Source organism: Allobosea sp. P5_A5 (genome assembly GCF_056400625.1).
In genome coordinates, this window is the sequence record NZ_JBFUKY010000006.1 from 208,547 (window position 1) to 221,880 (window position 13,334).

Annotated in this window: 11 protein-coding genes; 5 read left to right on the forward strand and 6 right to left on the reverse strand. The window is 66.3% G+C overall.

Annotated elements, in window-relative coordinates; translation table 11 throughout:
- Window positions 1-3 precede the first annotated feature (3 nt).
- The 5 genes from AC1DR6_RS14175 to AC1DR6_RS14195 form a co-directional block, all read right to left on the reverse strand.
- Window positions 4-1,200 (reverse strand): multidrug effflux MFS transporter, encoded by a 1,197-nt coding sequence (locus AC1DR6_RS14175; protein ID WP_476829880.1) that lies wholly within the window; start codon window positions 1,198-1,200, stop codon window positions 4-6.
- Between the two features lie 100 nt (window positions 1,201-1,300).
- The gene (locus AC1DR6_RS14180) at window positions 1,301-2,497 is read right to left on the reverse strand and encodes a diaminopropionate ammonia-lyase (protein WP_476829881.1); all 1,197 of its coding nucleotides are present in this window, start codon (window positions 2,495-2,497) and stop codon (window positions 1,301-1,303) included.
- Window positions 2,498-2,688: 191 nt separating this feature from the next.
- Window positions 2,689-3,909, reverse strand: coding sequence for a c-type cytochrome (locus AC1DR6_RS14185; protein WP_476829882.1), 1,221 nt, complete (start codon window positions 3,907-3,909; stop codon window positions 2,689-2,691).
- Window positions 3,906-5,669 carry a GMC family oxidoreductase gene (locus tag AC1DR6_RS14190; RefSeq protein ID WP_476829883.1) on the reverse strand — a complete coding sequence of 588 codons (1,764 nt, stop codon included), beginning with the start codon at window positions 5,667-5,669 and terminating at the stop codon, window positions 3,906-3,908. Before AC1DR6_RS14190 ends, AC1DR6_RS14185 begins: the two co-directional genes overlap by 4 nt.
- Window positions 5,670-5,683: 14 nt before the next feature.
- Window positions 5,684-6,424 carry a gluconate 2-dehydrogenase subunit 3 family protein gene (locus AC1DR6_RS14195; RefSeq protein WP_476829884.1) on the reverse strand — a complete coding sequence of 247 codons (741 nt, stop codon included), beginning with the start codon at window positions 6,422-6,424 and terminating at the stop codon, window positions 5,684-5,686.
- A 317-nt stretch (window positions 6,425-6,741) separates the two neighbouring features.
- Here AC1DR6_RS14195 and AC1DR6_RS14200 point away from each other — a divergent pair, with 317 nt between their 5' ends.
- Window positions 6,742-8,481 (forward strand): chloride channel protein, encoded by a 1,740-nt coding sequence (locus AC1DR6_RS14200; RefSeq protein WP_476829885.1) that lies wholly within the window; start codon window positions 6,742-6,744, stop codon window positions 8,479-8,481.
- A 119-nt stretch (window positions 8,482-8,600) separates the two neighbouring features.
- On the opposite strand, the gene AC1DR6_RS14205 is transcribed toward AC1DR6_RS14200, so the two are convergent.
- Window positions 8,601-9,116: a 2'-5' RNA ligase family protein gene (locus tag AC1DR6_RS14205; protein WP_476829886.1), complete on the reverse strand. Its 516-nt coding sequence runs from the start codon at window positions 9,114-9,116 to the stop codon at window positions 8,601-8,603.
- 119 nt (window positions 9,117-9,235) lie between these two features.
- Between AC1DR6_RS14205 and AC1DR6_RS14210 the strand changes: the two genes are divergently transcribed.
- The 4 genes from AC1DR6_RS14210 (at window position 9,236) to AC1DR6_RS14225 (ending at window position 13,319) form a co-directional block, all read left to right on the forward strand.
- Complete coding sequence (locus tag AC1DR6_RS14210; RefSeq protein WP_476829887.1) at window positions 9,236-10,351, forward strand: ABC transporter ATP-binding protein; 1,116 nt, start codon at window positions 9,236-9,238, stop codon at window positions 10,349-10,351.
- Between the two features lie 14 nt (window positions 10,352-10,365).
- A complete protein-coding gene (locus tag AC1DR6_RS14215) occupies window positions 10,366-11,496 on the forward strand; it encodes an ABC transporter substrate-binding protein (protein WP_476829888.1) in 1,131 nt (376 codons plus the stop codon).
- A 180-nt stretch (window positions 11,497-11,676) separates the two neighbouring features.
- The gene (locus AC1DR6_RS14220) at window positions 11,677-12,507 is read left to right on the forward strand and encodes an ABC transporter permease (protein WP_476829976.1); all 831 of its coding nucleotides are present in this window, start codon (window positions 11,677-11,679) and stop codon (window positions 12,505-12,507) included.
- Window positions 12,504-13,319 (forward strand): ABC transporter permease, encoded by an 816-nt coding sequence (locus AC1DR6_RS14225; protein WP_476829889.1) that lies wholly within the window; start codon window positions 12,504-12,506, stop codon window positions 13,317-13,319. Before AC1DR6_RS14220 ends, AC1DR6_RS14225 begins: the two co-directional genes overlap by 4 nt.
- Window positions 13,320-13,334 lie beyond the last annotated feature (15 nt).

Below are 13,334 nucleotides of genomic sequence, written 5' to 3' on the forward strand. Positions count from 1 at the left end.
TCGTCAGCGCCTGGCGGCCCTGATGCCGGCGCTGAGCTTGAAGGTGACGAAGGCGGTGACGCCCAGTGCCGACATGACCAGCGGCAGCGGCAGGGCCGCACCCTTCAGCAAATGTCCGACGAGCAGTCCGACACAGGCCGAAAGCAGCATCTGGCAGAGCCCGTTGAAGGAGGAGGCCGCGCCGGCCCGGTCGGGAAACGGCATCATCGCCGAAGCCTGCGCCTGCGGCAGGGTGAGCCCGACCCCGCAGGCGTAGATTGACCAGGACAAGACGATGCCGAGCGCGCCGCCGGCGCCTGTGGCGATGCTGCCGAGCATGGCCAGCCCGCCGAGCGCCAGCAGGAGAACGCCGAGCCCGATGACCCCGTCCATGCCGCGCGAACCGACAAGGCGCTGCGCCAGGATCGTCCCGGCGATGAAGCCGAGTACGCCGAAAGCGAACGAAAACCCGTACTGCACCGGCGTCAGGCCGTAGATGCCGCTGAGGACGAAGGACGAGCCGGAGATGAAGGCGAACAGCCCGGCATAGGCCAGCGCCGTCAGCGCGACATAGACGCGGAAGGCGCGGTTCTGCAGCAGCACGCCATAGCCACGAAAGACCGCCGGGAGGGATAGCGGCTGCGGCGAGCGCTGCCGCAGCGTCTCCGGCATCACCGCGATGATGACGACCGCGAGCGCCAGCGCGAAGACGAGCGAGGCCAAAAAGGTCGAGCGCCAGCCGAACGCGATCTGAAGCACGCCGCCGAGGACCGGCGCGATCGCCGGCACCACGCCCATGATCATGCCCATCCGCGCCAGCTCCTTGCCGGCGCGGGGCCCCTCATAGAGATCGCGCACCATGGCGCGCCCGAGTACGATCGGGCCAGAAGCGCCGAGCGCCTGCAGGGCGCGGGCTCCCGTCAACGCCTCGATCGAGGGCGCAAAGGCGCAAGCCAGCGTCGCGAGCGCAAACAGCGCCAGTCCCGCGAGCAGGATCGGCTTGCGGCCGACGCGGTCGGAGAGCGGCCCCCAGACGATCTGCCCGGCGGCGAAGCCGAACAGGAAGGAGGACAATGTCGCCTGTGCGCCGGCCACGTCCGTGCCCATCACGCGGACGATCTCGGGCAGCGACGGCAGATAAAAATCGGTCGAAAGCGGCCCCAGCGCCGTCAGCATGGCAAGGACGGCCGTCATCGCCAGCGTATCGGGACGAAGCTTCATAGGGCGCCTCCGCGCGGTCCTGCGCGGCCGCGCGCCCCTGCTACGATGCCGGGGCGAGGCGGGGCAAGAGCGGGGGGCAAGAGCGGATGGCGCGCTTCGCTCATGCGGCGCCGGTGAGCACCTGTGCAGCGGATGCGCCGACGAGCGTGGCATAGCGGGCAGGGTCCGTCGCGCCTTCCGTATTGACCAGCAACACGCGCGAACGGTCATCCAGTCGCAACGCCGCTTTAGCGGCGGGGTCGCGCAGCGCCGCCAGCAGCCCGGCCAGTCCGGCCGCTCCGCTTTCGCCGGAGACGATCGCGGGATCGCCCGAAGTCGGCCGCGCCAGCCGGTTCATCGCCTCGACGGCATCGTCGTCGGTCGCGGTCATGAAGGCGTCGGCGGCCCGGTAAAGCACTCTCAGCGCGAGGGGCGAGGGCTCGTAGCACTCCAGCATCGCCATCACGGTCGCGGTGCCATGCGCGATCCGCACCGGCCACCCCTGTCTGGCCGCCTCGAATACGCAAGCCGCCCGATCGGGCTCGACCACGACGAAGATCGGCCGGTTTTCGCCGTAATGCGTCGCCATCTGTGCGGCCAGCGCCGCTGCGATGCCGCCGACGCCGGCCTGCACGAAGACATGGCTCGGCCGTTCGCTCATCTGCGCGAAGGCCTCGCTGGCGATTGCGGTATAGCCCTGCATCACCAGCCCGGGGATGCGCTCATAACCTTCCCAGGAGGTGTCGGACACGACCGTCCAGCCCTGCTCGGAGGCGACACGCGCCGCCTCGACGACGGAATCATCATAGGTCCCGGCGACGCGCCTGATCTCGGCGCCGAAACCTGCGATCGCCGCGATCCGCTCTTCGCTCACGCCGCCATGGACGAAGATCACCGACCGGGCGCCGACGAGCCCGGCCCCTTGCGCGACGGAGCGGCCATGGTTGCCGTCGGTCGCGCAGGCGAAAATCATCGCAGCCGCGGCATCACGGACAGCCGGCTCCCCGATTTCGGCATCGTCGAGCGTACGACCCAGCCGCCGGGATGCCTCCTCGAGCACGAGACGGATTACGGCATAGGCACCGCCCAGCGCCTTGAAGCTACCGAGGCCGAGCCGCTGCCCCTCGTCCTTGATGAGCAGCGCGCCGATCCCCAAGGCCGCGGCCAGCCCGGGCAACGCATGAAGCGGTGTCGGCGCGTGGCCCGTGCGCGTGGCGAGATGGCGGGAGATGGCCTCGGCTCCCGCCGGCCCGAGCGTCGCAAGGTCGCGCGGATCGAGAGCGGTGCGATAATCGGGATGGGTGTTGAGCAGCAGCATGAGCGCCTCGGCATGTCGGTGCGCGAATGAATACTGCAAAGCCGACTCAAAAGGCGCTGCAAAAGCGAGGATGCTGCGCAACATCGGAAAGGCAGCTATGGCCGAGATATACGGCCGCAGCTTCGTGGCGACGGACAGCGTGAAAGCCGGGCCGCCGGTTCCGATCGCGTAAGCGGCGACGCCGCCGCCGGCTATTTCCGCAAGCTCGCTCGGAGATCCTTGACCTGCCCGGCCGTCACGGCGGGCGCTGCATTGCCCCAACTGTTGCGGACATAGGTCACGACATTCGCCACCGCCGCGTCGTCGAGGTTCCAGTCGAAAGCCGGCATCGCCGGCGTGGTCGGCTTTTCGGCCGTACCGACGGCCTGGCTACCGGCCAGGACCACCCGGATCAACGAGCTCGGGTCGGTGCTGTTGACGACGGGCGCCTTGGCCAGCGTCGGGAAGAGCGAGGGCTGGCCCTGGCCGGACGAGACATGGCAGCCGGAACACCGGTCGATATAGACAGCCTTACCGGTCACCATCGCCTGATCGTCGGCGGCGATGGGCCTCGGGGCCGCCGTACCGTCGTCCTTGATGTCCTTGAGGTAGGTCGCGACGGCGTTGAGGTCGACATCGCTCCATTTGCTCGTCGATTGGGCGACGGCCTCCGCCATCGGGCCCGAAGCGATGTCGAAGCGGTTCGCGCCGGTCTTGAGATAGGCGACGATATCCTCGTTCGACCAGCTGCCGATGCCTTTGTGCGCGTCGTTGGTCAGGCTCGGCGCGAACCAGCCCTGCAGATTGCCGCCGCGCAGGAACTCGCCGCCCTTGTCGGCGCCCGTGAGGTTTTTCGGCGTGTGGCAGGTCCCGCAATGGCCAGCGCCGTTGACGAGGTATGCGCCGCGATTCCACTCGGCCGATTTGTTGGCATCGGCAGCGAACTCCTTTGGCGCGAAGTTCAGCAGGTTCCAGCCCGCCATCACCGTGCGGATGCTGAAGGGGAAGGGCAGCTGGTTCGAGACGACACGGTTGTTCACCGGCTCGACCTTCTGGAAATAGGCCCAGAGATCGGCGACGTCGGACTCCTTCATCGAGGAATAGGCCGGGTAAGGCATCGCTGGATAGAGCCGCTTGCCGTCCTTGCCGACGCCGCGCTTGATCGCGCCGCGAAAATCCTCATAGCTCCAGGTGCCGATCCCGGTTTCCGGATCGGGCGTGATGTTGGACGGCACGAGCTTGCCGAACGGCGTTTCCAGCGCCTCGCCACCCGCGAAGGGCTTGCCGCCGGGCTTGGAGTGACACGCCGCGCAATCCCCGAGCACCGCCTGATAGCGACCGGCTTCGATCCGATCGTACAGATCGGAAGCGAAGCTCGTCGTGCCGAGCAGGGTGGCGGCCGCGAGGCCGGCGAAAAACGCTGCCTTCTTCATGCTTCCACCAGCTTGCCGGGGTTCTTGAGATAGTGGTTGCGGATCGAATCCGCTGCCCAGAAGGCGAGCGCGCCGACCGGCCCGGTCGGGTTCTTGCCGGCATTCTGCGGAAAGGCCGACGCGCCGATCGCAAAGACGTTGGGCACGTCCCAGGCCTGGAGATGGCGGTTAACGGCGCTGGTCTTGGGGTCGGTGCCCATGATGGCGCCGCCGGTGTTGTGCGTGCTCTGATAGGGCACGGAATTCCAGCCCTTCTGCAGCCGCGCGACCACCGACTGCTTGCCGCCGAGCTGGTCGGCGATCTCTTTCATCCGGTCGCTGACGTAGTTCGACATGCGGATGTCGTTGTCGGGGAAGTCGAACGTCATGCGCAGCAACGGGCGCCCGAACCGGTCCTTATAGGTCGGGTCGAGGTCGAGATAATTGCCGCGCGTGGCGTAGGAAGAGCCCTGCGAAGAGAAGGTCAGCGTGTTGTTGTAGTACTGCTTCGTCGCCTTCTTCCAGTCGGAGCCCCAGCGCGGCGTGCCCGGCGGCACGGGGCGGTACTGGATCGGCCGTCCGTTGGTCGGGATGCAGTTGAGGCCTGCGCCGCCGACAAAATCCAGCGCGCCATGGTCGAAGGAGTCGCCGTTGAAGTCGTCGACGGATTGCCCCAGCGAGCCGGACGCGATGAACGGATTGATGTGCTTGCCCTCGAAGAACACCTGCGTGCCGGCATTGGTCTGGTAGCAGTAGTTGCGGCCGACCACGCCTTCGCCGGTCGAGGGATCATAGGGTTTGCCGATGCCGGACAGCAGCATCAGCCGGACATTGAACAGCCCGTAGGCGTTGAGCAGCACCATGTCGGCCGGCTGCTCGAAAAGCTCTCCATTGACGTCTATATAGGTCACGCCGGTGGCGCTCTTGCCGTCGGCTGAGAGATTGATCTTCAGCACCTCGCATTCGGTGCGCGCCTCGAAATTAGACTTGCGCATCAGCACCGGCAGCACGGTCGTGTGCGCGCTCGACTTGGAGTAGTTCGCGCAGCCGAAGCGCTCGCAATGGCCGCAGAAGGTGCATTGGCCCATGGCGATGCCGAGCGGGTTGACATACCCTTGCGACAGATTGGCCGAGGGGGTCGGGAAGGGGTGCCACCCTTTCGCCCGCGCGGCTTCCGCAAAGAGCGTCGGCGCATAGGTCATCTGCATCGGCGGCAGCGGATAGTCGCGCTTGCGCGGCCCCTCGAAGGGGTTGCCGCCGCTCTGCATCGCCCCGTTCAGATTGCCGGCCTTGCCCGAGATGCCGCAAAGATACTCGAAGCGGTCGAAGCTGGCCTCGAGCTCGTCATAGGTGACGCCCCAGTCCTGAACCTGGAGGTCCTGAATGCGCTCCGCACCGTAGCGCTCGGTCAGATGCGATTTCAGCCTGAAATCGCTCGGGAAAAAGCGCCAGGTCTGGCCGTTCCAATGGGTGCCGGCGCCGCCGACGCCGTTGCCCGGCAGGAACGAGCCGTAATCCCGCATCGGCAGCGCCGTTTGCGAGACGTTGTTGCGCATCGTCATCGCCTCCTGCGCCGGCTGCAGGAACAGGTCCTTGCGGACGGCGTAGCGCAGCTCGTCGGGCGCATAGGCGAGGTTGAAGTCGGTCGCCGTATCTCGCCAGGGTCCGCGCTCGATCGCGACGACATCGAGGCCGGCATCGGTCAGCTCATGGCCGAGGATCGCGCCGGTCCAGCCGAGGCCGATGATCACGGCATCCTTGCGGGGCAGTTTTTTGACCATCTCGTTTGCTCCGCTTACCGGCTGCCGGTCTTCCATTCCGGCCGGCCGCCGATCGAAAGCGGCGGCAGCGGGAAGGGCTTGTTATGGGCCGTGACATAGTCGCGGTAATCGTAGCGGGCGCCGGGGAAGCCGATGAACCTCCAGCCGGCCATGTCCTTGTTGCCGCCATAGATCGGGTCGGCGAAGAAGCCCTCCATCGTGTTCTGCAACAGCAGATTGAAGAACCCGGTCGCGGCCTTGTATTCGACCTTGCCGCCCTCGAAATCCTTCAGCACCTGGTCCTGGTCGGCCGCGGCAAGATCGAAGAACGCCTTGCCGCCGAGCTTGGCCCGCGTGTGCTTGTTCAGCGCATCGAGCCCTTCGCGATAGCGCGTCGTCGGCGCCATGCTGCCCTGGTAACCCTGGGTCGGCAGGCCGGCCACGAACGGTCCCTGCGTGTAGAGCCGGTCCGACGTGCCGTAGCTGCCGGCGAGTTGACGGTCGATGAAGCTGGCGCAGCCGGCCTCCTTGCCGCCGATGCTCAGATCGTCGGACGGCACGATCCGGTCGACGATGGCTTCGACGGTGCGAGCTTCTTCCGGCGTGAAGACGTACCACCGCCCGCCGGGCAAGGTCTCGGGCGGCAAGGCCGCGAAGGGCTTCCACGGCAGCGCGCCGGAGTGCTCGGCCGCACGAGCCATCGGGGCGGATGCGATGAGCAGCATCATCCCGGTCGAGGACAGGAACTGGCGGCGGCTCGGCGAGGAAAGAGGCATAGCGGATCTCGTCGCTTCGGCGCCCACCGGCACCACAGTCGTCTGGACGGTCTACCTTGGAATCATGACAAGCAATCGCGCATAGATCGCCGCTGCTATGCGCACAGCACATGGAACAAGCGACATCCAAACGGAACTGAGCCACAGCCGACGGACTGACGACGATTTTGATGCAGGGCGTCGCTTCGCCTTGTTCCGGCTGCGGGGATGTGCGAACGGCGGGTCCAATCGAGACCCTGCATTCCGGGCGAACTGCTGTGATCACGGTCCCACCTCCAGACTCCAGCCCCGCGCCGGCCGACCTGCCGCAGAGGGGCTTGCGCGCCTTCATCCGCTCGAACGAGATCGGGATCGTCATCCTCGCCTCGCTGGTCGGCATCATGGCGGGCATCGTCGTGGTCGCGATGTCGATGGCGACGCAGGCGTTGCATGAACTGATCTTCGGGATCGCGCGCGGCGAGCATCTCTCCGTGTCGGACGGTATCCCGCCGGTACGGGCGCTGGCAGGGCCGGTCGTCGGCGGGCTGGTCATCGGCCTTTCCACCTGGTCCCTGTTCCGCCGCCGCAGCGCGCCGATCGACCCGATCGAAGCCAACGCCCTGCATGGCGGCCGCATGTCGATGCGCGACAGCATCGTGCTTGCGCTGCAGACCATCGGCTCCAGCGGTTCGGGAGCCTCCGTGGGGCTGGAAGCCGGATACACCCAGGCGGCGTCGGGTTTTGCGTCCCATCTCGGCCGCCGCCTGAGGCTGCGCCGCGCGGATATGCGGCTGATCGTCGGCTGTGCCGCCGGCGGTGCGATCGGCGCCGCTTTCAACGCGCCCCTGACCGGCGCCTTCTATGCGTTCGAACTCATTCTCGGCAGCTATTCCATTGCGGTCTTCGTGCCGGTGATGGCCGCGACCTTCATGGCGACGGTGACGCATGACCTGATCTCGCCGGCGTTGCTGGCGATGGAAGTTCCGCCGATCGGCCAGATCACCATCGCGGATCTGCCGCTTGTCGTTCTTCTGGGCTGCGCCTGCGGTCTGGTCGGGATCGTGGTGATGCGCGCCGCCGCATTCGTCGAGGCCGGTTTCAGGCGCTCGCGCATCCCCAGCTATCTCCGCCCGGCCTTCGGCGGCCTCGTCGTCGGCGGGCTCGCGATCTGGAGCCCTTCTGTCTTTTCCGCGGGGCATGGCGCAATCAATCTCTTTATCGGAGCCGATGCGGGTCTCGGGTTGCTGGCGCTCGTGCTGTTCACCAAGGCGCTCGCATCCTCGGTCTCGATCGGTGCCGGGTTTCGCGGCGGCCTGTTCTTCGCCTCGCTGCTGCTCGGCGTCCTGACGGGGCGGCTTTTCGCGGGGCTGCTGGCGCTGGCCTTCCCCGATGTCGCGGCCCACCAGACCCTGTTCGCGCTCGTCGGCATGAGTTCTCTCGCGGTCTCGGTCGTCGGCGGGCCGATGACCATGGCGCTGCTCGCGCTGGAGATGACAGGCGACCTCAAGCTCACTCTGGCGGTGATGGGCGCGGCCGGCGCGGCCTCGCTGGTCACCCGCAGGCTCTTCGGCTACTCCTTCGCGACCTGGCGCTTCCATCTGCGCGGGGAGAGCATTCGCGGCGCCTATGACGTCGGCTGGATCCGCGACCTCACCGCCGGCAGCATGATGCGCCTTGAAGTACCCAAGATCGACGCCGACGCCTCGATCGCCGAGGCGCGGCTGAAATATCCGCCGGGCTCGACCAACTACCTCGTCGCCATCGGCAAGGGCGACGCCTATGCCGGCATGGTGCCGCCCGGCGCGCTCTACGATCCCGACCTCGCGCTGGACGGCAATGCGGATACGCCAAAGCCCCGCACGATCCGCGACCTGCTGCGCAATCCCGACAAGATGCTGCTTTCCAACATGTCGGTGCGGGACACGCTGAAGCTTTTCGACGAGGCCGAAAGCGAGGCGCTGCCGGTGGTCGCCGACCGCGACAGCCGACGCCTCGTCGGCATCCTCAGCGAGGCGCATGCGATCAAGCGCTACAGCGAGGAAGTCAGCCGCCGCAACCGCGAGCTGACGGGGGAGTAGCGGCCGCAGGCTGGCCGTCATTGCGAGCGCAGCGAAGCAATCCAGGAGTACGGGGCTGAACCGTCGAAGGTGATCCCCTGGATTGCTTCGCTGCGCTCGCAATGACGGTGGAGGCGTTCTCACACACCGCGCAGCGGCGCGGTCGCGACCACGCGCCACTGCTCGATCGGGATGTGTTGGCTCGAACTGACCAGGCAGAGTCTGTCGAAACGGATGGTCCGGCCGCCAAGCCGTTCGCCGATCTCTTGCGCCGCAGCCGCCTTCGCGGAAGCCTTCACTGGCCCGTAGAGCAGCGAGACATGCGGCATGAAGCGATCGAGGCCCTGCGGATCGAGCGATTGTTTCAGCCGGACCAGCGCCGGAGCCACGGCAAAGCGCGCATAGAACGACTGGAAATAGGCCGTGCTGGTCTCGATGGCAGCAACCGGCTCGGCAAAGCCCGCAACCTCTCCAGCCGCCGCTTGGATCGCGGCTTCGAGCTCGGCGGTCGAAGTCTCGCTGTCGCCGAGCACCGTCAGATGCGGCGCGAAGACAGGCGTCCCGAAGCGCGTCGAAAGCTCTGTCACAATGCCTTTGAGCAGGATTTCGTCCGCCGCCGTCGGCATCAGCCAGACCGAATGAATCGTCGCTGTCATCGGAGCTTCACAAATCCCTTGCACATAGGCGGGCGCCGATGCAATGTTTGTATCAAATGGATCGGCAATGGAAGAAATATTCCAAATTGCCGACGGCGAGGAAATCGGGGAGTGGCGCCTTGCAGCCGGTAACGCAAGCCAAGACGGGCAGTGGCTCGGCGATTGCCGTGCGCGGTCTTCAGGTAGCCTATGCCGGCAACCGCGTGTTGCACGGCGTCGATCTCGATTTCGCGCCTGGAAGTTTCACGGCCCTGCTCGGTTCGTCCGGTTGTGGCAAGACCACGCTGCTGCGTGCGCTCTCGGGCTTCGTCCCGGTCGAAGCCGGCTCGATCGTCGTCGCGGGTCGGGATGTCGCCGGCCTGCCGCCGGAAAAACGCGGCATGGCGATGGTCTTCCAGTCCTATGCGCTCTGGCCGCATATGACCGTGCTGCAGAATATCGGCTACGGCCTCAAGCTGCGGGGCAAGTCGAAGGCTGAGATCGCCGCCAAGGTCTCGCAGATGCTCGGTTTCCTTGGGCTTGCCGGCTACGAGGACCGCAAGGTCACGGCCCTGTCGGGCGGCCAGCGCCAACGCGTCGCGCTCGGCCGGGCGCTCGCGATCGACCCCGGCATCCTGTTGCTCGACGAGCCGCTATCCAATCTCGACGCCAAGATTCGCATGGTGATGCGCCACGAGATCCGCGCCATTCAGCAGCGGCTCGGCCTGACCGCCGTCCATGTCACGCATGACCGCGAGGAGGCGATGACGATGGCCGACCGGCTGGTCATCATGCAGGCCGGCCGGGTCGCGCAGGTCGGCACGCCGGAAGAGGTCTATGACCGCCCGGCCAGCGCCTTCGTCGCGAACTTCATGGGCGCAGAAAACGTGCTGCCGCTGGTCGTCGAGCGCGGCGAGGGGCGGGCCTCCGTTACCGCCGGCGAGGCTCACGCGACGCTCGACGGCGAGGCGGCGGCAAAGCTGCCCACCGGAGCGACGCTGGCCTATTTCCGCGACGATGTCGCAAGCCTCGGTGCGCTCGATGCGCCGGCTGCGGGCGGCGATCTCGTCGTGCCCGGCCTGATCGCGGCCCGCGCCTATCCCGGCGGTGTCTATCGCTACAAGGTCGAGGCCGCTGGCCGCCAGATCACGGTCGACGATGTCGGCCGTCACGAACTCGGAACCCAAATCGGGCTGCGCATTCCGCTGCAGCGCCTTCACATCTTCCCGGCATCCGAGGCCGGGATCGCCGCCTGACAGGAAACCGACACATGCGCATTCTCACGTTGGCCTGCTCGCTTGCCGCGCTGATCGCGGCCTCACCGCTTTCGGCGCAGACGCTCAACGTCGCCTCCGCCGGCGACCAGAACATGGTCGACTATGTGAAGGACTTCCTCGGGCCGATGTTCGAGAAGAGCCACCCCGGCGTGAAGGTGGTTTCGGTCGGCACCGGCGCCGGCGACTCCGGCTCGCAGAAGATCCTCGAGAAGCTCGACGCCCAGAAGGGCGCCGCGACGACCGATTTCGACGTCGTGGTGATCCACCAGAAGGCCGCCGGCCAGATGGTCAAGGACGGGCTGCTCGACAAATACACGGCCAATGTCGCCACCGCCAAGCTCGCCACCAGCGAGTCCGCCAGCAATGCGCTCGGCACCGACGTGTCCGGTTACGTGATCCCGATGTTCCAGTCGCAGACGGCGCTCGCCTACAACGCCGACATGGTCAAGACGCCGCCGGCGACCTTCGCCGAGCTGGCCGAATGGGCCAAGAAGAACCCGAAGCAGTTCGGCTATAACGGCATCAAGGGCGGCATGTCCGGCGTCTCCTTCGTCGCCGGCTGGGTCTATGCGTTCGGCGGCGATGCCGACAAGCTGATCAAGGGGCCCTATGATCCGGCCGAGAAGACCAAGTGGGACAAGGCTTTCGCCGAGCTGAAGGATTTCAACAAGAACGCCGTCATCACCCCCGGCAATGCCGGCACGCTCGACATGCTGAACCGCGGCGAGATCGCGATCGGCCCGGTCTGGGTCGACATGTTCTATTCCTGGCAGGCCGACGGCAAGCTGCCGCCGAACATGAAGCTCAAGCTCGCCTCGCCCGGCATGCCCGGCCAGCCGATGTATTACGCAGTGCCCGGCAAATCGGCGCAGAAGAAGCTGGCGGAAGAGTTCATCGCGCTCGCCACCAGCCCCCAGGTCCAGGCCGACGGCATCGTCAAGAAGTTCAACTGGTATCCGGGCATCGACGCCAAGAACCTTGAAGGCAAGCTCGACAAGGCTGCCTGGGACAAGCTCTTCACCGACGTGACCCCGGCCGATCTCAGCAAGAACGCCAAGGCCTTCCCGATCGCGCCCTACTTCAACGACATCCTCGAGGGCTACGAGAAGAAGGTCTCCAACTAAGTCCTGCCTCAATCCGTCATTGCGAGCGAAGCGAAGCAATCCAGGGGCGGCAGCGCTCCACGTCTCCCTGAATTGCGTCGTCGCTGCGCTCCTCGCAATGACGGCTGATTATCCCGGATTTCCGCTTCGCTACGTCCGGGATGACGTCCCGCCCTTGCCGAAAAGCCGCGCCGAATGCCCCTGTCCCAACGCAATCTCGCTCTGCTGCTGATCGCGCCCGGTCTCGCGCTGGTGGCCGCGCTGTTTCTCTATCCGCTCTCGTTTTCGCTGATCTCGGCCTTTACCGGCCCGCAGGGTGGCTTTTCCCTTGAATCCTTCCGCAAGGCCTGGGAGCTTTATTCCGGTGACGTGGTCTTCACCGTCGTCATCGTGCTCGCCTCCTGTGCGCTGACCGGGCTGATGGCGATCATCATCGCCGGCACGCTGACGCTGGGCGAAAATCGCTACATCGTCGGCACGCTGAAGGCGCTTTATCGTTGGCCGCTGTTCATTCCGTTCATCGTGGCGGCGCAGTGCATGCGTACCTTCCTCGCCAAGAACGGCCTGATGAACAACACCTTCGTCTCGCTCGGGCTGATGGAGCCGCTGCAGGCGGTAAGCTTTTTGGACTGGCGCGGCATCATCGCGACCTTCGTCTGGAAGCAGACGCCCTTCGTCGCCCTGCTGCTCGCCGGGGCGCTTGCGGCTCTTGACCGCGCAACGCTGGAAGCCGGCCGCAATCTCGGCGCCTCGCGCCTGCGCGTGCTGGTCGAACTGGCGCTGCCGCAGGTGATGCCGCAGCTTCTCGTCGCGCTGGTGCTCTCCTTCGTCACGATGCTTTCGGTGCTTTCTGTGCCGATGATGGTGGCGGGCTCGCAGCCGACCATGCTGACCGTCGACATGGCCTTCCGCATCAATGCCTATGGCGACTACTCGACGGCGAATGCGCTCGGCGTCATCACCTATCTGCTCTCGGCGGGCGCGGCGATCATCTACCTGAAGCGCGGCATGTCAAAGGAGAGCACGCCGTGACGCGCCTGGCATCGACCGCGCGCGCGACGCTGGCGGCTTTCCTGCTCGCCGCTTTCGCTTTCGTCCTGATCGGCCCGCTCGCCAATCTCGCGCTCTGGTCCGTCGCCGAGCGCTGGTACACGCCCTACAAGCTGCCGGTGACCTATGGCACGCGCTATTGGGAACAGGTCTTCCGCCCGACCGGCGACGCCATGGTCTCGCTCGGCACCTCGGTCTGGATCGCGGTGCTGACGGTCGTCGTTGCGCTGGCGCTGTCGATCCCCGCCGGCTACGCGCTGGCGCGTTTGAAGCTGCCGGCGCGAGCGTTCTTCATGGTGCTGTTCCTGCTGCCGCAGGCGTTTCCCTCGGTGGCGATCTACATCAACGTCGCCCGCATCTTCTACCAGATCGGCATCAACGGCACGGTCTTCGCCGTGGTTCTCGTGCATGCCGCGCATGGGCTGGTCTATTCGGTCTGGATCGCGGCTGCGGCCTTCGGCGCGGTCGACCGCGATCTGGAGCTCGCCGCCCGCAACATCGGCGCCTCGCCGATGCGGGCCTTTCTGACCGTGACGCTGCCGCTGGCCGCGCCCGGCATCATCGCGTCGGGCATTTTCGTCTTTCTGGAATCGCTCGACGAGTTCACCGGCACCTTCTTCGTCGGCGTCCCGCAGGTCACGACGCTGCCGCTGTTGCTTTATAGCGCCGCTATGGGCGGCAATTACCAGGTCGCGTCGATCACCGCCCTGATCCTGCTCGTGCCCTCGGTGCTGTTCATGCTCTTCATCGAGCGCTTCCTGCGCGCCGACGTTCTGGCAAAAGTCGGCGCCTGAGCGGCGGCCCCAGGA